Genomic DNA, 20,208 nt, shown 5'->3' on the forward strand with positions numbered 1-20,208 from the left:
TTTTATCACGTTCCAGGGATTTTCACAAGTTGGATAGGTTCTATCTTACAAGGCTACTACTTCTTCAAAAAAATCACCAACTATCTGATTAAACTCTTTAGGATGGTCATTCATCGGTTGATGTTTGCTGTCTGAAATCGTTACTTGATGCGCATTGGGATTCAAGGCAATGATACCATCATAGATTATTTTTAGGTGTTTGGGAAAATCGTTTTCTCCTCTTACTAATAGCATGGGAGGATTTCCTTTATATCCTTCTATCTCATGGACTGCCAAGAACCCTGTGATTCCAAGGTTCAAGAAAACATCTCGCCCAGTTTCTATAATGGCCGTCTTGACCAATTCTCTTGTGATAGGATTATCTGTACACATTTTTGAGTTTTTATCAGCAATCACCTTCCAAGGAATCGTTTTGTACATAAGAGAACTATATTTGATTCGACCTCTTTCTTTATCTGATAGGTATCGATGCTGTCCCCAACTATCTACCATGACCAAGGCTAGAACTCTTTCTGGATGGCGATAGGTATACTCTTGAAGTGGATTTCCTCCCCAAGAATGACCAACCAATATCACCTTATCCAGCTTAAAATAGGACAAAATGGCATCTACATCTTGAATAGCTCCTTCCAAGTCGGGTAGCCCAACTTTCATAGGTGATTCACCCTGCCCTCTAACATTTACAAAGTAAAGGTCAAATCCATCAAAAGCATCATACTGGTGGGCCCACATCTGACTGCGTCCACAAGCTCCATGATAGAAAATAATGTGGCCTTTATTTGCATTCCCAGGACGATGATAAACAACCAAATCACAATCTAATACTGGTATAATGTGACGTTCCAAAGTCTCGGGTTCTCTGTTATAAAAAGCAATAGCTTCAGCAATATCATTTGGCTTCATTACTACATTCGCTCCTCTTTATCCTGATATCATTCTTTGTATCTATTTTATCATGCTATATTAAAATCATCGTTTTCTAAACTTGATTTCATTAAAAATTTTGAATTTTCTGCATTATTTAGCTAAAGAAAAAGACTGCTAAGCAATCTTTACTTTCTTCTCATCAGATTCATGCCTAAAATTCCAGCAATAATCAAAGTTGCCCCGATGACATGGTAACTATAAATTGGTTCGTGGAGGATAAGAGCTCCAGCTAGAATGGTCAAAACTGTTCCAAGATTGCCAAAGACACTGACGGTTGATGCCCCGAGGCGAACAATAGCATAGATAGAGAGACTACCAGTCACGATAGAAGCTAGAATTCCCAAATAGAGGATGGAAAGCAGATAGGGCATCTGTCCAAGCGGCTCTACGTAGGCTAATATGTTCCCCTCTAGATAGTGCGAGATTAGGCTTAGCATATTAAAGGTGATGAAGCCAACAAATATCACAACAGCTGTCATATCCATAGCCCGATAGCGGCCTCCTTTGGACTTGCTGAGAATATTGTTTATCGCATTGGCAAGAACAGATCCCAACATCAAGAGAAAGCCCAAGCTAGCAGTTCCCGTTCTAAAGTTCGCTCCTTTGCTAAGGAAGATGAAAACTACTCCTGCTACGGATAAAAGTAAAAAGAACTTTTGCAGCAAACTTGTCTTTTCCTTGAGAAAGACTGATGCCAAAAGGAGCGTAAAAATTGGGACAAGAGCCTGTAAAATTCCCGCTTCAGAAGACGATATATACTGTAAAGCAAAGGATTGGAAAATAAAAAAGAGAAGAGGATAGAAAAGACTCATAGGAAGAATAGAAAGAATATCTTTTCTACTTAAACTCACTTTGATAAGTTTGGTTTGATGAAGAACGACCAATACCAAAGTAGCGATTGTATAGCGATGTGCCAAGTTTGTAAGAGGACTGGCATAGCTTAAAGCAATCTTAGTAAATAAAAAAGAAAAACCAATGATGGCTGAAAAGGATAAGGCCGCTAGGTATGCTTTTGTTTTCTCGTTCATAGAATGTTACTCCCTTTAAAAATAGCTATTCTCAAGATTAATTGACTAGAATTCTTTGAGACTGTCTATCCATTTTAGCATAGTAAAATCCTAGATGCTATTTCTAGGATTGGTATTTTATTCCTTCTTTCACCGTTTATCTATTACATTAGCTAAAAAGGATTCAGCCAGTCTGATCTGCTTTTCTCGTTCTTGTCTCACAAGTTCTAGCTTGTCTGCCTCTTGGAGATTCCTTACTTTGATAGCATAATCTGCGGAAACGATGGCGTGTCCTCTCATATGGGCTGTTGAAATAGCTTGTACAAAGACTCTGGCAGCGTACTTAGCGATTTGATTTTGGGCATTTTTAGAGAGGAGATTTGCTGCGAAACCTGCTTTTCTCAACTCATGAGGTGAGAACTCATTTCTCAATCGTGCATCAAAAGCCTCATAAGTTTGCCGAATTATTCTATTTTTCTCACCTTCATCACCGATATCAATTAAAGATAAGAAATCTCGCGAGTTCTCTAATGCCCATCGAGCTAGTTCTTTCTGAGGAAGTCTATCCAGTATTTGTTCTAGCTCCAATCTTTTCTCAGAGTCATCCCAAATGGCAACTTTGTAAGGACTGGGTAGGTGATTCATTTTAGTCTCATAGGCAGTTCGTTCAAACTCATTCCATGCATAATCCTCTGGTTTCATTGCTTTCTCTATTCTTTCTTACTAGCTAGCGTAAGCTAGGAGAAACCTTTCATATTAGTGAAAAGAGATTACTCCTAGTTCTCTTGGAAGTTATCCAAAAATCCTTCCAAATCTTGTTTGTGCTGATACTTAATGGCTGCTTTTTTATCTTTGTCAAAAATGGTTTTGGTTAGGTCAATGTCGTTGATAGCCGCAATAGCGACCGTGTAGTGAATAATATCTGCCAGTTCTTTGGCTAGTTCCTCATTTGAGTCCTGGACACCCTCTTTTCGACCAGAGCGCCCATTCAAGACCTCGGCTACTTCTCCGACTTCCTCCACTAGCTTGATAAAGAGGCCTTCCTCAGTTCGAGATTGCTGGTAATGTTCGAGTAAGTAAGCTTGTAATTGTCTAAAGGTTAAATCCTTCATCTTCTCCTCCTCACAAAAAAGCGAGACATCTGTCCCGCTTTTTTATTTTTCATCGATAACGATTCTTACTTTTTTGTCTTCAGTTGGGACAGAGTAGACAATCGTTCTTATCGCTGAGATAGTGCGACCCTTACGACCGATAACACGACCGACATCGCTTTGGTCAAGATCCAAGTGATACTCCAAAAACTCTGGTGTGTCTTCAATCTTGATAGTTAAGGCATCAGGTTGTGAAATCAAAGGTTTCACAATCGCAATAATGAGATTTTCAATCGTATCCATCTGTCAACCTACTTTAAACTTATTTTGAGAATTTAGAATCGTGGAATTTTTTCAATACGCCTTCTTTTGAAAGGATGTTGCGAACTGTATCTGAAGGTTGAGCTCCATCAGCCAACCATGCAAGAACGCGGTCTTCTTTCAAAGTTACTTGGTTTTCAGCAACAAGTGGGTTGTAAGTCCCAACTGTTTCGATGAAACGTCCGTCACGTGGTGAACGTGAGTCTGCTACGTTGATACGGTAGAAAGGTTTTTTCTTAGAACCCATACGAGTCAAACGGATTTTAACTGCCATTTTTTAATGTCTCTTTTCTTATTTTTTTATTTCGGTGAAATAGCTGAGCTATTTAGCACATGTTCTATTATAGCAGATTTCTGACAGGTGTCAAGAAAAAAACTTGACAGAGTTTAAAATTTTTATTTTTTTTAGAAATTTATTAGACTAATAGGGATAAATTAGAAAGAGAAACTTTATGAATACTAGTCTAGAGAACATTTACAAAGACCATCAGGTTAAGCTTTACATCTCTCCTGATCGTGATATCGAGACTTGGCTACTAAATCCCAAGCCTGTCCCAAAACGAAATAGAAGACAATCTTCTGGCAGGTGATATTATCCTCCTCTGGAGAATCAACTTTGGTACTTTTACCACCGAAAGCTGGTTTTAAAAACTCCCATTCGAATATGATTCAAAATTCGCTTAAAATAAATGTTTTCCCACTTTTTCAGAAAAAATTTTCATCTAATTTGAATAACTTTTAATTGAATGATGTGATATATGAAGTGTTGTAAATGCTGTATTGTAGCTGATTCTTAACGTTTTGAGAACTGGCTAGCTTAACGAGCTTTCTTAAGACCTGGTTTGAACAGAGTTAGTTTTAATAAATTTCAAACCCCTTTAAAATCAGCGTTTTCCCTTGTTTACAGAAAGCGGATTTTCATATAATTTCAACTAATTTGATTCGAATTGAGCTACTAAATACCAAAATTCACACCATTATTGTTTAAGTGATTTTCTAACAGTCACTTGCTTTTTGTATCAACGCTTTTCTACAAAATCTAAAATATCTTCATAGGTTAATAAGGAAACAATCTGTTCAACAGTTAAATGAAATGTTTTTTATTTTTGATATACAATAAATCATGTTTTATAAATATCATATCGCCTTTATGGTTATGGAGATTACTTTGTCAGGGATTTTAATCTCATTTGAAAGAACTTTTCTACACGATAAAAATATTATAGGTTATCTTGTATATTTGAGATATTGACAATTTGGTTAGTTAATGTTAAGATATACTTACCGACAACTATATCGGTAAGGAGGAGCAAATGAAAAGAGAAAGGCTAACAGCAAATGAAAGAAAATTAGAAATACAGAATATTGCATTGGAAGTTTTTACAATAAAGGGATATAAAAACACAAGTATGCATGATTTAGTACAAGCTACCGGACTATCCGCAGGAGGATTGTATCATCATTATAAAAGTACATCTGAAATTCTTTACGACATGATGATCCGAGGTTGTAAATATAGGGAAGATATTATTAAAAAAAAGATAGCTGAAATTCCAAACCCTTTAGGTATAGAGGTATTAGCTGAACTAATGGTTGATAAGGCGCTTTCCAACAATATATTTGTTCCAATATATGTTATGTTCTTGCAGTCGATGCAGGAAGATGAAACCTTACAACAACTTTATAAAGATATAAGGGATAGTAATATAAGGGATTTTGAGCAAATGTTAGAGGAAAACGGAGGTTTGAAGATTTCTAAAGAATCTTGGAATTTACTCAATGATTTGATTAATACTTTCATCTTAGGTTGTGAGACATTGGGTATCAGAGAACATTTAATTTCACAACGTCACATTCTTAAAAAAATGGTCATTGACGTTCTAATAGAAAACGAAGAAGAGGTGTAATTGTATGAATAAAAATAGTAAAGAGCTGTTAACAGAGCAGCCATTACAAATATTAATTAAGCTATCATTACCTGCGATATTAGGAATGATTGTTATTGGAGTATATCCGTTAATGGATGGGATTTTTGCGGGTCAAATACTTGGTGAAAAAGCCATGACGGCAGTAGGCATTGCTACCCCATTTACCTACATCAATACAGGGATTGCTACCTTGATTGGTGTAGGGTCAACATCTTTACTTTCCAGAGCAATTGGAGAAGGAAATCAAAGAACCATTGACAAAGTTATGGGGAATCTTTGCTTTTGGGTTTTGTTATTGTCAACAATCGTTACAATATTAGGGTATTTATTTTGCGGACAACTTCTTATGATATTTGGAGCTAAGGGAGAACTTTTAAATCTTTCTACTCGTTATTTACGAATTATTTTTCTTGGATCCATATTTGTGAATTTTGCACAGGCAGCTAATATGGTGATGCGTGGTGAGGGTTTAATGAAACGAGCCATGTTAATTATGTCATTGGGAGCAGGAATAAATATAGTATTAGATCCAGTTTTAATGATAATGTTTAGAGAACATGGAGTTGAGGGAGCTGCTATTGCTACAATAACAGCACAATTTATTCAGGCAGTATTTACGCTTTGGTATTTTAAGAAAAAAAGTGAAACTGTAAAAATTGGCTTGATAAGAAAAGAAAAGGAAATAATAGGAGAGATGTTTTCGGTAGGAGTTTCTGCTATGCTTATGCAGGTGCTTACTATTATTCAACAGAGTTTTCTTTATAGTCAAGCATTTCGATATGGAGGAGAAACTTCAGCAGCCATTATGGCAGTATCATTAAGAATACAAGCTTTTTCTTTCATTCCGCTATGGGGAATGAGTCAAGGATTACAACCTGCTATTGGTGCCAATTTCGGAGCGAAGCAATATAATAGGGTAAAAAAAATATTTAATGTTTTTACTATTAGTTCCATTGTATTGGCAGCTTGTTTTTGGATACCGGCAGAAGTATTTGCTAAACAGATTCTTAATTTATTTGGATTGTCTGATGAAACACTATTTTTAGCGGTTCCAAACTTTCGTATAATGTATAGTATTTTCATTGTTTATGGGGTAATGATTATGATTATGACATTTTTCCAAGCGATTGGAGATGGTAAAACAGCTGGTGTTTTAGTTATGCTAAGGCAAGTAATTTTATTTATTCCAACCATGATTTTTCTTCCATACATATTTGGAGCACAGAGTATTTGGTATGTTATACCTATAGTTGATGGTATTGTTGTATTGTTGGGATTGCAGAGATATTTTACAACAGTTAAGAAAATGAAATAACTAATAAATTATATAGAAGAGCAGTAAATCGAAAGATTTACTGTGACTCTTGATGTAAATAAAGATAAATTAACTATTCTAGGAGTTCAATTTGATAACTTCCCAGATTTTGATACCGTTTGGTATGCTATCGGATCATCAATGATTGAAAATTATGAACCTACTGTTCAAGATGTGATTGATTTAAAAGCTCATGTTATTAACAGACGAAAGGAATTAAATATTGGTTTCCTAAATACTTCAAGTACACTTATAGCATTGATGCCCCAAAAGATTTAGAAATACCTGTTGAAAAAGGCTATGCTCTTGTCGAAACTGTCTTTGACTCGCTTGATCATCTAAATACCACTATGAAAGAGAATATCCTCAAAAGCAAGGAGAGTTACAGTACTTTCTAAGATGAGGGTTCCAGATTTGGACCAATCCCTTCGTGACAACTTTTCAGGAGAAGAATTAGCAAGTTACTTTTCAATTCGTGGTTACAAATTGACTCCAAAGGGAGAGCAGATACTGGAACAGTACCAGGACATTATCGACCGTCATCCAAAGAAAAATCTCTAAGCAAGCGACTTTCTGGTCGGCTTCCTCTTAAACTACCTTGTCACTAATATTTGAAATCCCCCTACTTTTAAGGTACAATGGTAGAAATGAATTTTTGAGAGGTTAACAATGAAAAAACTAGCAACCCTTCTTTTACTATCAACGGTAGCCCTTGCTGGATGTACTAGTATCCAACGTGGTCTCCGTGGTGATGAGTATGTCGACTCTAGCATCTCAGCTGAGGAAAGCTCAAAAGCAGCTGCTCAGGCTGCCAAAGATTTGAATGACGCACTAACTAATGAAAATGCCAACTTCCCTCAACTTTCTAAGGAAGTTGCTGAAGATGAAGCTGAGGTCATTTTACACACAAATCAAGGCGATATCCGCATCAAACTCTTTCCAAAACTAGCACCACTAGCAGTTGAAAACTTCCTTACTCACGCTAAGGAAGGCTATTATAACGGCATTACCTTCCACCGTGTTATTGATGGCTTTATGGTCCAAACTGGAGATCCTAAGGGAGATGGTACAGGGGGCCAATCTATCTGGCATGATAAGGATAAAACAAAGGACAAGGGAACTGGTTTTAAAAATGAAATCTCTCCTTACCTATACAATATCCGAGGAGCCCTTGCTATGGCTAACACTGGTCAACCAAACACCAACGGTAGCCAGTTCTTCATCAACCAAAACTCAACAGATATTTCAGCTAAACTCCCTACAAGCAAGTATCCAAAGAAAATCATCGAAGCCTATAAAGAGGGAGGAAATCCTAGCCTAGATGGCAAACATCCTGTCTTTGGTCAAGTCATCGATGGCATGGACGTTGTGGATAAGATTGCCAAGGCTGAAAAAGATGAAAAAGACAAACCAACTACTGCTATCACTATCGATAGCATCGAAGTAGTGAAGGATTACGATTTTAAATCCTAAATAACCTAAAAAATACAGTATCCGCATTCGATACTGTATTTCTTTTTTCTCATTTTTAAGTTAGCTTGTTAAAGTCCCAGATTTGGTCCATCCAGCCTTCATAGAAGTCTGGTTCGTGACAAACCATTAGAATGCTGCCTTTGTATTCTTTAAGCGCCCGTTTGAGTTCATCCTTGGCATCTACATCCAAGTGGTTGGTCGGCTCGTCCAGCACTAAGACGTTGTTTTCACGATTCATCAAGAGACAGAAACGCACCTTGGCTTGTTCCCCACCTGACAAGACCTGAATCTGACTTTCAATGTGCTTGGTCGTCAAACCACAACGAGCAAGGGCTGCACGAACTTCTGCCTGATTGAGTGCAGGAAAGGCATTCCAGACAGCTTCAAGTGGTGTTTGGCGATTTCCACCTTCTACTTCTTGTTCAAAGTAGCCAAGTTCTAGGTAATCTCCACGTTCGACTTCCCCAGCGATTGGCGGAATAATGCCCAAGAGAGACTTCAAGAGGGTTGTTTTCCCGATACCATTTGCCCCAATAATAGCAACCTTTTGATTGCGTTCAAAGGTGAGGTTTAGAGGCTTGGTAAGGGGACGGTCATAACCAATCTGCAAGTCCTTGGCTTGGAAGATAAAGCGTCCAGGTGTACGAGCCGGTTTGAAATCAAAGGATGGTTTTGGCTTCTCACTTTGCAGTTCGATGATGTCCATCTTATCCAATTTCTTCTGGCGGGACATGGCCATGTTTCGTGTTGCAACACGCGCTTTATTGCGAGCGACGAAATCCTTAAGGTCTGCAATCTCTTTCTGTTGGCGTTCGTAGGCCGCTTCCAACTGAGATTTCTTCATGGCATAGACTTCTTGGAACTGGTAGTAGTCGCCAGAGTAACGCGTCAACTGTTGATTTTCCACATGGTAGACGATATTGATTACGTCGTTGAGGAAAGGAATATCATGCGAAATAAGGACAAAAGCGTTCTCATAGTTTTGGAGATAACGCTTGAGCCAGTCAATGTGTTCAGCATCCAAGTAGTTGGTTGGCTCGTCAAGCAACAAGATATCTGGTTTTTCAAGGAGGAGTTTAGCCAAAAGCACCTTGGTTCTTTGTCCACCTGATAAGGCTGTTACATCTGTATCCATGCCATAGTCCATGACACCGAGAGCACGCGCTACTTCATCAATCTTAGCATCCAAAGTATAGAAGTCACGACTCTCCAAACGGTCTTGGAGCTCTCCTACTTCTTCCATAAGCACATCGATATCCGCTCCGTCTTCGGACATTTCCATATAGAGGTCATTGATACGTGCTTCTGCTTTAAATAGCTCATCAAAGGCTGTACGCAAGACATCACGCACGGTTTGACCTTCCTTTAGCACAGCGTGCTGATCCAGATAGCCAGCAGTCACATATTTGGACCACTCCACCTTCCCTTCATCTGGTAACATCTTACCAGTCACGATGCTCATAAAGGTTGATTTCCCTTCACCATTGGCGCCGACTAGACCGATATGTTCTCCCTTGAGGAGACGGAAGGACACATCTTCAAAAATTGCACGGTCACCAAAACCGTGACTTAAATTTTTAACTTCTAAAATACTCATTCTAATTCCTTATCTTGTTTTTATGCAGTCCTTTATAGAGGACCCAAGCCAGATAGCCTCCCAGGGTATTGGTCCACAAATCATCAATCTCAAAGACCCGATTAAAGTCGAATAAAAAATCTAAAACTAGTTGCGTGCACTCAATTCCTAGACTCAGTAGAAAACTGAGAAGGATGATTTTTTTCGTTTGTCGTAAATTTGGACAGAGATAGATCAGTTGAAAGACTAGCGGGAAAAGCAAGAAGACATTTAAAATATTCTGCAAAAAGATCCAAAGGACTTGTCCCAAACTGGTCACTTCACCCAGATTCCAAAGGGAGTTTAAGGGAGTTAAAAGAAAAACCAGGCGTCCAAAAGTTTGAATACCTGGAGTTTCCACTCCTGTAGGAAGTTGAGGTTGAGGAGTAAAACAAAAACAGACAATGCAAAGACTGTAAATAGCCACTCCCAATCTTAAGATTAATTCTCTTTTTTTAGTCATTTTATGGATTTACCGCTGTGACTGCCTTCTGGCGATCACGTTTCATTGTATTGGAGCGTAATTGTCCACAAGCTGCATCAATATCTGTACCATGCTCTTGACGGACAACACAGTTGACCCCTTTTTTCTTGAGGGTATCGTAGAAGGCCATCACGCGCTCTTTAGGACTACGGCTATATTGGTCATGCTCACTAACAGGGTTATAGGGAATCAAGTTGACATATGACAATTTCTTGATGTTCTTGAGCAACTCAGCCAATTCCAAGGCTTGTTCAACGCCATCGTTGACTTCATTGAGCATGATATATTCAAAGGTCACACGGCGATTGGTTGTTTCGATATAGTACTCAATAGCAGCAAAGAGCTTTTCAATCGGAAAGGCACGATTAATTTTCATGATGCTTGAACGCAATTCATTATTGGGTGCGTGAAGGGAAACTGCGAGATTAACCTGTACGCCTTCATTAGCAAAGTCACGAATTTTATGGGCCAATCCTGAGGTAGAAACAGTGATATGGCGGGCACCTATTGCCATCCCCTTGTCATCATTGATAGTACGGACGAAATTCAACACATTGTTGTAGTTATCAAATGGTTCACCAATTCCCATGACAACAATATGACTGACACGCTCATCCTGACCACGCTCATCAAAATATTTCTGAACTAGCATGATCTGCGCTACAATTTCCCCGTTATTAAGGTCACGTTGCTTCTTAATCAAACCTGACGCACAGAAGGTACAACCAATATTACAGCCGACCTGAGTAGTTACACAGACTGACAGCCCATAGTGTTGACGCATCAGTACTGTCTCAATCAACATACCATCTGGCAACTCGAAAAGATACTTAACAGTACCGTCGGCTGACTCTTGCACGATGCGTTGTTTCAATGGATTTACCACAAACTGCTCATTGAGTTTGGCAATCAAACCCTTGGATAGGTTGGTCATTTCTTCAAATGACTGGACACGTTTACGGTAGAGCCATTCCCAGATCTGATCTGCTCGGAATTTCTTTTCTCCTTGTTCTAATACCCATTCCTGCATGGTTTGACGTGTTAAACTGTAAATAGACGGTTTCATCTCTTCTCCTTATTCTCTATCTATTTTTGACGAATGACAAAATGGCGCTGTCCCTTGTCCTCTTTCTGAGACTTTTGGTCCTTATGACGACGTCTATTTCTCTTATCCGCATTTGGTTTTCTCTTGTTTTGCGAAGGTTTCTTTCCTCTTCTAGGAAGGTTTTCCTCTTCCTTTTTACGTATTTTCTTGTCAAATGACGCACGCTTAGGTGCTTGGTTTTCTAGGACAAAATAAGCACAGCCATAACTACAGTACTCCAAAAGATAATCTTGTAAGCGACTAATCTTTTCAATTTTTTCCTCAGTACGTTCGTCTTTGTAAAAACCACGTAGGCGGAGCTGTTCATTACTCCAGTCCCCCACGACATAATCAAACTTGGTCAACACTTCTGAGAAGCGTTGATTAAAGACTGTCACATCGAAGGCATCCTTGATATTTTCAACCAAGGTAAAAGCAATCCCTTCAGTCTCAACCTTATCCCCATTCACATGAAATTCTGGGCCAGGAAACTTGTTATAGTTGTATAATTCAGGTGCAATTTCTTTACGCATAGTCTTCCTTTTCCATGATTACTTAACACTCTATTTTACCATAATTTCTACAAGTTGGCACGTTTCTCATAAAAATGAAAAAAGTCTGACGATTTTGTCAGACTTCTGCTTTATAACCTTAAAAAGAGAAGATTGACTCTTCCCTCCATATTTTTTATTTAGCTGCTGCGTAAAGCTCGTCTACTTTGTTCCAGTTAATGACTGAGAAGAAAGCTTTGATGTAGTCAGGACGCACGTTGCGGTATTTCACGTAGTAAGCATGTTCCCAAACGTCCAAGCCCAAGATTGGTTTTTTACCTTCTGAGATTGGTGTGTCTTGGTTTGCTGTTGAAGTTACTTCAAGTTTTCCTTCTTTGTTGACAACCAACCAAGCCCATCCAGAACCGAAGCGAGTTGTAGCTGCTGCTGTAAAGGCTGCTTGGAACTCTTCAAATGAGCCAAATGTTGCGTCGATTGCTGCTGCAAGTTCTGCTGATGGAGCTGTTTTCTCAGGAGTCATCAATTCCCAGAAAAGAGCGTGGTTCAAGTGTCCACCACCATTGTTGATAAGTGCTTGACGGATATCAGCTGGGATAGAATCTACATCAGCAAGCAAAGCTTCAAGGTCTTCACCAATTTCAGGGTGTTTTTCAAGAGCTGCATTTGCATTGTTGACATAAGTTTGGTGGTGTTTGTCATGGTGCAAGTGCATTGTTTCTGCATCGATGTATGGTTCCAAAGCGTCGTATGCGTATGGAAGGTCTGGTAAGATAATAGCCATCTGTAATACCTCTTTTTCTTTCTATATGAAAATGATAACGCAATCATCCTCTTTTTTCAAGTTTTTTGCTCAATTTGCTTCTGCCGCGATCTGCAAAAGTGCCTTTTCAAACAGGTACCCCTTTTCATAGACACCTGTCTTAATCTGGTAGTCTGTTTCAATCAAATAAGAAATCGCTCGCTTGAGAAAGGCCAAGGAAATCCCTCTCGAATCTCTTAATGCGAACTTGATTTGATAAGGATTAGGGTTGCGCCCCAAGTAAGTTCCCAGACTGCTTGCAATCTGCGATTCTGTCTGACCAGTCTCTGATAAAATCTTCACATGGGTAAAAGTTCGAAACTGTCCTAACATGACAGCTATGAGCTTAATTTCGTCTTCCCCTTGCAAGGTCAAGTCTCTAACCAACTCACGGGCCTGATCAATTTTCTTAGCTAAAATAAACTGAGTCAAATCAAAAATATTGTCCTGCAGAGTCTTTGGAATAGCCTCGACAATATCCTTCTCCTCAATCACGCCGTCAGACTTATAAGACTGTAAAAAAAGGAGATTTTTCTGGATTTCGCTAAATTGAAAACCAGATTTGAGAAGTAGATTTTCAAAGGATTGCCCCACAAACTGCAGACCTTGTGTCTGACTCCATTTTTGGAAATACTGGCGGAGTTCTTGTTCCTTGTGTTCAATAGCATCAAATACAGTCGCATCTCGTTTGAGCAATTTGACCAGCCGTCTTTTACTATCTAACTTTCCTTCAGCAAAAATCAACAACTTGGTTGTTGGTGAAGGGTTGTCAAGGTATTCTTCAAACGACTTGAGTTCATCATCTGCTAAAAAGCGTTTCTTGGCTGTTGTGATATCGACAAAATGGTCTAATATCACGACTTTCTCATCTGCAAAGAAAGGGAGACTGACTAGCTCCAGTTCCACATCCTTATAGGCTACTTCTTTCATGTCAAAGTAGGCAAAATTAAGGTCGGCTGGATCATAGCCGATCTGTTTCAGCACCTGATCCTTCATAACTTCAAACTGACCCTGGTCTGTCCCTGTAAATAGGCTCAAGCTAGATAGATTTGATAAAGTCAACTTCTGACTGTCTTCAACGGCTAGCATCTTCTCTCCTTTCTTCTGATTTTTTTCTAACTTTAATCAATATAGCGCAATTTCCCACGGAAATCTTCTAGGCTCTCGTATCCTTTTTCCGCCATGATTGCTTTTAGTTCATTGGTAATGCGTTCAAAAGCACTGATACCTTCTTTGTGAAGAGTGGTCCCTACTTGCACCATACTCGCACCGCAGAGGATATGTTCAAAGGCATCACGACCCGTAAGAACGCCACCCGTTCCGATGATTTGGATTTGGGGATTTAAACGTTGGTAAAAGGCGTGCACATTCGCTAGAGCAGTCGGTTTGATATACTCTCCACCAATGCCACCAAAACCATTTTTAGGACGAATCACGACCGACTCGTCTTCTATATAAAGGCCGTTTCCGATAGAGTTAACACAGTTAACAAACTTGAGCGGATACTTGTTGAAAATAGCAGCCGCTTGGTCAAAGTGAACAATATCAAAATAAGGTGGCAATTTGATTCCAAGAGGTTTGGTAAAGTAGGCAAAGACTTCTGCCAAAATCCGGTCTGTTGTCTCAAAATCATAAGCAATCTGAGGTTTTCCTGGAACATTTGGACAAGAGAGATTAAGCTCTGTCAGTCCTTTGAATTCACTCTCTTGAACTTTTTTCAAGATGGTATGTGTTTCTTCTGGAGACATGCCAACTAGAGATAGGAAGAAAGTTCGGTTTGGCTCTTTTTCCTGCAAGTCCAAAAGATAGTTCAGATAGTAGTCTAAGCCATTATTTGGTAAGCCCATGGAGTTTATAGAACCAAGTGGAACATCCTGGTATCGTGGCTCAGGATTGCCCTGACGAAAGTCCAAGGTCGCAGTCTTCGTAACAAAAGTACCTGCCGCTGAGTTTTTGACTCCTTCTAGTTCCTCTATCGTCATACAAGCCACACCCGCTGCATTCATCAAGCAATTGTCAAACTCAAAGCCAGCTATTTGTGTTTTCGTTGATACCATGATTCTGATCCTCCAGATTCCTTTTATTTCTAATATTATACCATACTTTAAGATTTTCTCTTTGAGAAACTAATTTCTATATAAAACGTTCGGTTTTGTAAATTGAAAGAATTTTTAGAAAATTTCTGTTTTTTTCTTTACACTCAAAAAAAATTCTGCTATAATGGCTCATGTAATAAAATATAACAACAAAAGGAGAACGATATGACATCTGCTAAAGACTATATCCAAAGCGTGTTTGCAACTGTGAAAGCTCGTAACGGGCATGAGGCTGAATTTCTCCAGGCGGTTGAAGAATTCTTCAGCACTTTGGAACCTGTATTTGAAAAACATCCTGAGTATATTGAAGAAAACATCTTGGCACGTATCACTGAGCCTGAGCGCGTGATTTCTTTCCGTGTTCCTTGGGTGGACCGTGATGGAAAAGTCCAAGTCAACCGTGGTTACCGTGTTCAATTCAACTCAGCTGTTGGACCATATAAAGGCGGACTTCGTTTCCACCCAACTGTAAACCAAGGGATCTTGAAATTCCTCGGTTTCGAACAAATCTTTAAAAACGTCTTGACTGGACTTCCAATCGGTGGAGGTAAAGGGGGGTCAGACTTCGATCCTAAAGGTAAGACTGACGCTGAAGTGATGCGCTTCTGCCAAAGCTTCATGACTGAATTGCAAAAATACATCGGACCATCACTTGACGTACCTGCTGGTGATATCGGTGTTGGAGGACGTGAGATTGGTTACCTTTACGGACAATACAAACGTCTTAACCAATTTGATGCGGGTGTCTTGACTGGTAAACCTCTTGGATTTGGTGGTAGCTTGATTCGTCCAGAAGCAACTGGTTATGGTTTGGTTTACTACACTGAAGAAATGCTCAAAGCTAATGGTAACAGTTTTGCTGGTAAGAAAGTGGTTATTTCAGGTTCTGGTAACGTAGCTCAATACGCTCTTCAAAAAGCGACTGAACTTGGTGCTACTGTTATCTCTGTATCTGACTCAAACGGTTATGTCATCGATGAAAATGGTATTGACTTCGATCTTTTGGTTGATGTTAAAGAAAAACGCCGTGCTCGTTTGACTGAGTATGCAGCTGAGAAAGCAACTGCTACTTACCATGAAGGTTCTGTATGGACTTACGCTGGAAACTACGACATCGCTCTTCCATGTGCGACTCAAAACGAAATCAACGGCGAAGCTGCTAAACGTTTGGTTGCTCAAGGCGTTATCTGTGTATCTGAAGGTGCTAACATGCCTAGTGACCTTGATGCGATTAAAGTCTACAAAGAAAACGGAATCCTTTACGGACCTGCCAAAGCTGCTAACGCTGGTGGTGTAGCTGTATCAGCGCTTGAAATGAGCCAAAACAGCCTTCGTCTTTCATGGACCCGTGAAGAAGTTGATGGACGTCTCAAAGACATCATGACAAACATCTTCAACACAGCTAAAACAACTGCTGAAACATACGGACTTGGTACCGACTACCTTGCAGGAGCAAATATCGCTGCCTTCGAAAACGTAGCAAACGCTATGATTGCCCAAGGTATTGTTTAATTAGTCGATACATCCTATCGGAGGACAAATGATGAACTTACGGCCAATGGAAGTAAGAGATAATCCAGCTGTAGCGCAGCTCATTCGAGCTAGCCTAGAAGAATTCGGGCTTGACAAACCTGGAACTGTCTACTTTGATTCTCATCTAGATCATTTGGCCGACTATTATCAACAGCAAGAGAGAGCAGCTTACTTTATTCTGGAAGATGAAGGTCAGCTGGTTGGCTGTGGTGGCTTTGCACCTGTGTCTGATAAGATTGCTGAATTACAAAAACTGTATGTCACTAAAAATAGCCGTGGCAAAGGTTATTCCAGCAGGTTGATAAAGCGGATATTCCATGAAGCCCGCCTAGCAGGTTATGAACAGCTTTATCTAGAAACCTCTACTGAACTGGCTACGGCTGTGTCCATCTATCAGCACTATGGTTTTACAGCACTACAACAACCACTTTCTAACGCCGCCGGCCACCCTGCTATGAATATCTGGATGATAAAATCCCTCTTATCAGATGAATAGATAGCAGTATACTAATGTAGCCAATGCTATGATAGTAAAGGTATTGTTTCAATTTATTTTTCAATCCCCAATCACTCTGATTGGGGATTTTTGTATTAGTTTTAAAAAAGCCCACTATTTCTAATAGTAAGCTTAAAATCAAAATCTATTTTACCTCTACTAAGGCAAAAGACAGGCATTCAACTATTTCATTTACTGTTTCATCTATGTCTAGGTCCTCATTATCATTCAACATCATTGAAAGAGCATAAGAAAGACTCAAAGCCAAAATATATCGAACAATTCTTTCATTTGACCAATCTCGGATAACACCTTTTTCTTTAAACTGATTCAGAACTGGACTAATTGGCTTAATGATAGAGTGAATAATAACATTCCCTAACTGGTCAGAAATAGTTTTATCAATAAAAGAACGACTTAATAGAATTTTAACTTGCATTTGATTCTCCTGAATGAAAACTAGTCTATCCCAAACTATACTTCTCAAAAACACTGGAAAACTCTCTTGGTTTGCTGTAAATTTCTTCTCAGAAAAATCAGCAATCACATCTGGAATAACTTGTTCGAGAAAAGTTGACAGAATAGCTTCTAATATTCCTTCCTTAGTTTTAAAGTAACTAAAAACTGTCCCCTCTGAAACTCCAGCCTCCTTAGCAATAAGGCTGGCTGTTGTATTTTCAAAGCCAATTTCTGAAAATAGCTTTAGACTTGATAATAATACTTGACGTTGTTTTAAGCTCAGGTTGCTATTCTCTAATGTCTGAGCATACTTTTCCTCTAAACTTTCCATTACTAGCACCTCTCTGCTACTCTCTTACTTTTACAACCTTCTTACCTCGAGTGTGTCCCGACTTCAGACTACGATATGCCTCTCTAACTGACTTTAGAGAAAAATCATAAACCTGATCAATATTCAGCCGAACCTTCCCATCTGAGACCATTTCCGCTAGAACTCTAAAATCATCATATGTGGAATGTCTCGGACCCGTGAACTGAGCTCCTCTTATCATAACATATGGTGAAGGTACTAGCGTTCCAATAGCCGTGCCCTTCAATCCCAAACTGAAAGCCAATTTAACATAATCACTTCCATAGCAATCCAAGAATTTTGTAATTGGCTTTGCACTTGCTGATAGAAGAGCATTCTGGATGTTCTCTTCGTAGGCTACCGGTATAGCACCTAAAGACTTCAGATAATCTGAATTTTTCTTACTTGCAATTCCAATAACTGTTGCACCCTTAGCAACTGCATACTGTACTGCAATACTTCCAATACCACCTGCCGCTGCTGAAATAACTACAATATCTTTAGAGTTTAGCTCAATCTTTCTAAAAGAACCTCCCACTGTTAGAGAGGCTACACCCATAGTAGCTGCATGGTTCATATCAATCATCTCTGGTTTCAACACGATTTCCGATTCATTGACACAAATTTCTGTTGCCAAAGCTCCCCTCTTGGTCCCCAATCCAGGGTCACTGATCATTGTTCCAAAAACCTTATCCCCTACTGCAAACCGACTTACTCCTTCACCAACTTCTGTGATAACTCCAGCAAAATCCCGACCAACACCTCTTGGAAAAAGAGATGATTTTGACTCAAACCAACGACTTGGCTTCCTTAGTTTCGTCATAAAAGATAGAAAACGAAGTGGCTTTGCCCCCTCAAAAGTTTTATAATCAATAGGATTTAAACCAACTGCATAAACTTCTACCCTAACTTGATTCACTTTCAAAGCGTCAGATTTAATGTTCACTAAATCTAACACTTCTTCATCACCGAAACGACTATATTGTATTGCTTGAACAACCATTGTATGAACTCCTTTACACATCTAAAAAATTGAGTGAGCACTCAATCATTTTTCTTAATTATATGCTTATTCCCCATAGTTGTCAACTATACTGTTTCCAAAACTTCTAACTAAGTGAGCTGTTCATGATAAAAATAGATCTATTTTTATCATGAAAGATTATCAAACTATAAATTAGAGAAATCCGACTGCTTTTATAAGCAGTCGGATTTTTATATATCTAATTTTTCAAAAAAATTGCCTGCTACCTGCTTTTCTTTTAGCTTCTCTAACAGCTTATTCTCCAGGAAAGGACTTAGTTCGTCAAAATCTTGGCAAACCTTAAAAACAGTCTCTCTGTCCAACTGACCATAAGCTAGTTCATAATAATCCTTCTTATAATGCCAGTTCTGGTCATAGTTGACATCTGTCCGTTGATAGTAAACAATGTTTTGCTTCGGTGTCAGGTAAATCTTCTGTGTCAAAATGCTTTTCTGATCTTTGGATAACTTGCTGTGGCTGAAAATCTTAACCCCTTGAAAAATCTTGCGCTCATGGATACCTTGATTTGTGACTTTTAACTCAATTCTTTTATAATGCATACTATCACCTCCAAAAATTACTTACATTATATCAGGTTCTGGTAGATTTTCAAGCAAAAGTGTCATTTCCAAAAGTCTTTAGTCGCCTCTAAAATCTCTTCTGTGGATGTTACTGTCGCTTCAATAATGCTCTTGCCAGTCTTTTTCAGATAAGCTTGTATCAGATGATAGCCATAAGCATAGCCCGCAGCATAAGGCATTCCAACCGGTAGTTGACCTTGAATCTCAGCGATTTCATCACCGTAGAGATAAGGAGCCATTTCCGCCATTCCTGTTAGCTGAAGCTGACTTGAGATAACATGCTTAATCTCTTCTAGCTGCTCGGAACTAGTTGAAGTGACCCAAGGTCCAATGAGATCTTTACCATAGAGCTCAGCAGCAAAAGACTCTGCCAACCCCTCACTAACTACCCCGTCTGCTAATGTCGTCTGCTGGTTCCATTTGATAAATTGGAAACGAACGTTATGGTTGCACTCGTGGGCCAGAGCTGCCTGCACACGTGGCAAAGTATAGTCATTTGGTAGCAGACTAAGCATGAGGTAGCCTGGAATTCCACCATCTCCACTATAACCCTTATTGAGCTGTAACATGGGCTTTTCAGGGTTGCCCAATAAAATAGTAAAATAGTAATCCTCAACCTCTAAGTCATAGCCAGCCTGCTCAAAAAGACCAATACTCCTCTTGATGGTATTCTGGCAGTCTTGCCAGAGTTGATCAGAGCTCAGAGCGTCGATAGCTGGTCTATCCTTCTCTGACAGAGTTCCGGGTAGCTGATTCATAAAACCAAGTAGGAACAAAGCATCAAATCCTCCGGGATACTTGGCTTTCAGAGGAATATGTTGAGTTTGGTATTTCGTAGCAAAAGGTGCTAATATTTTAGCTCGAAAACAGCCCTCTCTCTTTTCCAAAGGAAGATCGAGCATCTCTTGGTAAACTTTATCTGAACGAATCATATTGATTTGCATAATAATCTCCTTTCTTATCTACTATTAGTATAATCCCTTACCTAAGGTCAGAGTCAAGAAGAAAATTGAAATATCTATTAAAATTTCATTGAAATTACCTCAAACCGTTCGAAAATTACCTTCAATAAAGTTCTTTAATACTGAGATTGTAATATCCGGAGTATCAATAA

The 20,208-nt window shown here is 39.1% G+C and carries 24 protein-coding genes and 1 pseudogene; 8 read left to right on the plus strand and 17 right to left on the minus strand.

Features of this window, described 5'->3' with window-relative positions:
• Positions 1 to 45: 45 nt before the first annotated feature.
• The 6 genes from B7721_RS08085 to rpsP all read right to left on the minus strand — a co-directional run bounded on the left by B7721_RS08085 (position 46) and on the right by rpsP (position 3,620).
• On the minus strand, positions 46 to 903 hold the full coding sequence (locus tag B7721_RS08085) for an alpha/beta fold hydrolase (RefSeq protein ID WP_084878475.1): 858 nt from the start codon (positions 901 to 903) through the stop codon (positions 46 to 48).
• A 149-nt stretch (positions 904 to 1,052) separates the two neighbouring features.
• Positions 1,053 to 1,955, minus strand: a complete 903-nt coding sequence (locus B7721_RS08090; protein WP_084878477.1) for a DMT family transporter — start codon at positions 1,953 to 1,955, stop codon at positions 1,053 to 1,055.
• Positions 1,956 to 2,084: 129 nt separating this feature from the next.
• Positions 2,085 to 2,636, minus strand: a complete 552-nt coding sequence (locus tag B7721_RS08095) for a putative immunity protein (protein ID WP_084878478.1) — start codon at positions 2,634 to 2,636, stop codon at positions 2,085 to 2,087.
• Positions 2,637 to 2,710: 74 nt separating this feature from the next.
• The gene (locus B7721_RS08100; protein WP_049485066.1) at positions 2,711 to 3,046 is read right to left on the minus strand and encodes a MazG nucleotide pyrophosphohydrolase domain-containing protein; all 336 of its coding nucleotides are present in this window, start codon (positions 3,044 to 3,046) and stop codon (positions 2,711 to 2,713) included.
• Positions 3,047 to 3,088: 42 nt separating this feature from the next.
• On the minus strand, positions 3,089 to 3,328 hold the full coding sequence (gene kphA / locus B7721_RS08105; RefSeq protein WP_000379617.1) for an RNA-binding protein KphA: 240 nt from the start codon (positions 3,326 to 3,328) through the stop codon (positions 3,089 to 3,091).
• Between the two features lie 19 nt (positions 3,329 to 3,347).
• On the minus strand, positions 3,348 to 3,620 hold the full coding sequence (rpsP, locus tag B7721_RS08110; protein ID WP_000268760.1) for a 30S ribosomal protein S16: 273 nt from the start codon (positions 3,618 to 3,620) through the stop codon (positions 3,348 to 3,350).
• 178 nt (positions 3,621 to 3,798) lie between these two features.
• Between rpsP and B7721_RS08115 the strand changes: the two are divergent.
• The 6 genes and pseudogenes from B7721_RS08115 to B7721_RS08140 all read left to right on the plus strand — a co-directional run bounded on the left by B7721_RS08115 (position 3,799) and on the right by B7721_RS08140 (position 8,062).
• Positions 3,799 to 3,994: pseudogene (locus B7721_RS08115) on the plus strand (hypothetical protein).
• 665 nt (positions 3,995 to 4,659) lie between these two features.
• Positions 4,660 to 5,253: a TetR/AcrR family transcriptional regulator gene (locus B7721_RS08120; RefSeq protein WP_084878480.1), complete on the plus strand. Its 594-nt coding sequence runs from the start codon at positions 4,660 to 4,662 to the stop codon at positions 5,251 to 5,253.
• Positions 5,254 to 5,257: 4 nt separating this feature from the next.
• Positions 5,258 to 6,589 carry an MATE family efflux transporter gene (locus tag B7721_RS08125; protein ID WP_048767184.1) on the plus strand — a complete coding sequence of 444 codons (1,332 nt, stop codon included), beginning with the start codon at positions 5,258 to 5,260 and terminating at the stop codon, positions 6,587 to 6,589.
• A 42-nt stretch (positions 6,590 to 6,631) separates the two neighbouring features.
• A complete protein-coding gene (locus B7721_RS08130; RefSeq protein ID WP_061406920.1) occupies positions 6,632 to 6,868 on the plus strand; it encodes a hypothetical protein in 237 nt (78 codons plus the stop codon).
• 120 nt (positions 6,869 to 6,988) lie between these two features.
• Positions 6,989 to 7,150 (plus strand): hypothetical protein, encoded by a 162-nt coding sequence (locus tag B7721_RS10065; protein ID WP_142358578.1) that lies wholly within the window; start codon positions 6,989 to 6,991, stop codon positions 7,148 to 7,150.
• A gap of 108 nt (positions 7,151 to 7,258) precedes the next feature.
• Complete coding sequence (locus tag B7721_RS08140; RefSeq protein WP_084878482.1) at positions 7,259 to 8,062, plus strand: peptidylprolyl isomerase; 804 nt, start codon at positions 7,259 to 7,261, stop codon at positions 8,060 to 8,062.
• A gap of 55 nt (positions 8,063 to 8,117) precedes the next feature.
• Here B7721_RS08140 and B7721_RS08145 read toward each other — a convergent pair whose 3' ends face one another.
• From B7721_RS08145 to B7721_RS08175, 7 genes are all read right to left on the minus strand, one after another.
• Entirely contained in the window at positions 8,118 to 9,659 is a 1,542-nt protein-coding gene (locus B7721_RS08145; RefSeq protein WP_084878484.1) for an ABC-F family ATP-binding cassette domain-containing protein, read from the minus strand.
• 1 nt (position 9,660) lies between these two features.
• Positions 9,661 to 10,140 carry a VanZ family protein gene (locus tag B7721_RS08150; protein WP_084878486.1) on the minus strand — a complete coding sequence of 160 codons (480 nt, stop codon included), beginning with the start codon at positions 10,138 to 10,140 and terminating at the stop codon, positions 9,661 to 9,663.
• 1 nt (position 10,141) lies between these two features.
• Positions 10,142 to 11,227 (minus strand): 23S rRNA (adenine(2503)-C(2))-methyltransferase RlmN, encoded by a 1,086-nt coding sequence (rlmN, locus tag B7721_RS08155; RefSeq protein ID WP_084878488.1) that lies wholly within the window; start codon positions 11,225 to 11,227, stop codon positions 10,142 to 10,144.
• Between the two features lie 20 nt (positions 11,228 to 11,247).
• Positions 11,248 to 11,778, minus strand: coding sequence for a YutD family protein (locus B7721_RS08160; RefSeq protein WP_084878490.1), 531 nt, complete (start codon positions 11,776 to 11,778; stop codon positions 11,248 to 11,250).
• A 154-nt stretch (positions 11,779 to 11,932) separates the two neighbouring features.
• Complete coding sequence (sodA, locus tag B7721_RS08165) at positions 11,933 to 12,538, minus strand: superoxide dismutase SodA (RefSeq protein ID WP_000974728.1); 606 nt, start codon at positions 12,536 to 12,538, stop codon at positions 11,933 to 11,935.
• 69 nt (positions 12,539 to 12,607) lie between these two features.
• Positions 12,608 to 13,645: a DNA polymerase III subunit delta gene (gene holA, locus B7721_RS08170; RefSeq protein WP_084878492.1), complete on the minus strand. Its 1,038-nt coding sequence runs from the start codon at positions 13,643 to 13,645 to the stop codon at positions 12,608 to 12,610.
• A gap of 32 nt (positions 13,646 to 13,677) precedes the next feature.
• Positions 13,678 to 14,613, minus strand: coding sequence for a dihydroorotate oxidase (locus tag B7721_RS08175; RefSeq protein WP_084878494.1), 936 nt, complete (start codon positions 14,611 to 14,613; stop codon positions 13,678 to 13,680).
• Between the two features lie 204 nt (positions 14,614 to 14,817).
• Here B7721_RS08175 and gdhA point away from each other — a divergent pair, with 204 nt between their 5' ends.
• Entirely contained in the window at positions 14,818 to 16,164 is a 1,347-nt protein-coding gene (gdhA, locus tag B7721_RS08180) for an NADP-specific glutamate dehydrogenase (RefSeq protein WP_000199516.1), read from the plus strand.
• Between the two features lie 31 nt (positions 16,165 to 16,195).
• Positions 16,196 to 16,681 carry a GNAT family N-acetyltransferase gene (locus B7721_RS08185; RefSeq protein ID WP_084878496.1) on the plus strand — a complete coding sequence of 162 codons (486 nt, stop codon included), beginning with the start codon at positions 16,196 to 16,198 and terminating at the stop codon, positions 16,679 to 16,681.
• A gap of 145 nt (positions 16,682 to 16,826) precedes the next feature.
• Here B7721_RS08185 and B7721_RS08190 read toward each other — a convergent pair whose 3' ends face one another.
• The 4 genes from B7721_RS08190 to B7721_RS08205 all read right to left on the minus strand — a co-directional run bounded on the left by B7721_RS08190 (position 16,827) and on the right by B7721_RS08205 (position 20,038).
• Positions 16,827 to 17,471, minus strand: a complete 645-nt coding sequence (locus B7721_RS08190) for a TetR/AcrR family transcriptional regulator (RefSeq protein ID WP_084878498.1) — start codon at positions 17,469 to 17,471, stop codon at positions 16,827 to 16,829.
• Between the two features lie 16 nt (positions 17,472 to 17,487).
• Positions 17,488 to 18,492, minus strand: a complete 1,005-nt coding sequence (locus tag B7721_RS08195; RefSeq protein ID WP_084878500.1) for an NADP-dependent oxidoreductase — start codon at positions 18,490 to 18,492, stop codon at positions 17,488 to 17,490.
• Positions 18,493 to 18,704: 212 nt separating this feature from the next.
• Entirely contained in the window at positions 18,705 to 19,073 is a 369-nt protein-coding gene (locus B7721_RS08200) for an EXLDI protein (RefSeq protein WP_000559016.1), read from the minus strand.
• Positions 19,074 to 19,135: 62 nt separating this feature from the next.
• Positions 19,136 to 20,038, minus strand: coding sequence for a DUF2268 domain-containing protein (locus B7721_RS08205; protein WP_084878502.1), 903 nt, complete (start codon positions 20,036 to 20,038; stop codon positions 19,136 to 19,138).
• Positions 20,039 to 20,208: the final 170 nt, after the last annotated feature.

The organism is Streptococcus oralis subsp. oralis, assembly GCF_002096445.1.
Lineage (GTDB): Bacteria > Bacillota > Bacilli > Lactobacillales > Streptococcaceae > Streptococcus > Streptococcus oralis_N.

Bases quoted from the DNA above. Each gene is read 5' to 3' on its own strand.
- B7721_RS08095 (WP_084878478.1), bottom strand. From the start codon at position 2,636: ATGAAACCAGAGGATTATGCATGGAATGAGTTTGAACGAACTGCCTAT.
- B7721_RS08085 (WP_084878475.1), bottom strand. From the start codon at position 903: ATGAAGCCAAATGATATTGCTGAAGCTATTGCTTTTTATAACAGAGAA.
- sodA (WP_000974728.1), bottom strand. From the start codon at position 12,538: ATGGCTATTATCTTACCAGACCTTCCATACGCATACGACGCTTTGGAA.
- B7721_RS08125 (WP_048767184.1), top strand. From the start codon at position 5,258: ATGAATAAAAATAGTAAAGAGCTGTTAACAGAGCAGCCATTACAAATA.
- kphA (WP_000379617.1), bottom strand. From the start codon at position 3,328: ATGGATACGATTGAAAATCTCATTATTGCGATTGTGAAACCTTTGATT.
- B7721_RS08150 (WP_084878486.1), bottom strand. From the start codon at position 10,140: ATGACTAAAAAAAGAGAATTAATCTTAAGATTGGGAGTGGCTATTTAC.
- B7721_RS08185 (WP_084878496.1), top strand. From the start codon at position 16,196: ATGAACTTACGGCCAATGGAAGTAAGAGATAATCCAGCTGTAGCGCAG.
- B7721_RS08200 (WP_000559016.1), bottom strand. From the start codon at position 19,073: ATGCATTATAAAAGAATTGAGTTAAAAGTCACAAATCAAGGTATCCAT.
- B7721_RS08090 (WP_084878477.1), bottom strand. From the start codon at position 1,955: ATGAACGAGAAAACAAAAGCATACCTAGCGGCCTTATCCTTTTCAGCC.
- B7721_RS08175 (WP_084878494.1), bottom strand. From the start codon at position 14,613: ATGGTATCAACGAAAACACAAATAGCTGGCTTTGAGTTTGACAATTGC.
- holA (WP_084878492.1), bottom strand. From the start codon at position 13,645: ATGCTAGCCGTTGAAGACAGTCAGAAGTTGACTTTATCAAATCTATCT.
- B7721_RS08100 (WP_049485066.1), bottom strand. From the start codon at position 3,046: ATGAAGGATTTAACCTTTAGACAATTACAAGCTTACTTACTCGAACAT.
- rlmN (WP_084878488.1), bottom strand. From the start codon at position 11,227: ATGAAACCGTCTATTTACAGTTTAACACGTCAAACCATGCAGGAATGG.
- gdhA (WP_000199516.1), top strand. From the start codon at position 14,818: ATGACATCTGCTAAAGACTATATCCAAAGCGTGTTTGCAACTGTGAAA.
- B7721_RS08145 (WP_084878484.1), bottom strand. From the start codon at position 9,659: ATGAGTATTTTAGAAGTTAAAAATTTAAGTCACGGTTTTGGTGACCGT.
- B7721_RS08140 (WP_084878482.1), top strand. From the start codon at position 7,259: ATGAAAAAACTAGCAACCCTTCTTTTACTATCAACGGTAGCCCTTGCT.
- rpsP (WP_000268760.1), bottom strand. From the start codon at position 3,620: ATGGCAGTTAAAATCCGTTTGACTCGTATGGGTTCTAAGAAAAAACCT.
- B7721_RS10065 (WP_142358578.1), top strand. From the start codon at position 6,989: ATGAGGGTTCCAGATTTGGACCAATCCCTTCGTGACAACTTTTCAGGA.
- B7721_RS08120 (WP_084878480.1), top strand. From the start codon at position 4,660: ATGAAAAGAGAAAGGCTAACAGCAAATGAAAGAAAATTAGAAATACAG.
- B7721_RS08190 (WP_084878498.1), bottom strand. From the start codon at position 17,471: ATGGAAAGTTTAGAGGAAAAGTATGCTCAGACATTAGAGAATAGCAAC.
- B7721_RS08205 (WP_084878502.1), bottom strand. From the start codon at position 20,038: ATGCAAATCAATATGATTCGTTCAGATAAAGTTTACCAAGAGATGCTC.
- B7721_RS08195 (WP_084878500.1), bottom strand. From the start codon at position 18,492: ATGGTTGTTCAAGCAATACAATATAGTCGTTTCGGTGATGAAGAAGTG.
- B7721_RS08160 (WP_084878490.1), bottom strand. From the start codon at position 11,778: ATGCGTAAAGAAATTGCACCTGAATTATACAACTATAACAAGTTTCCT.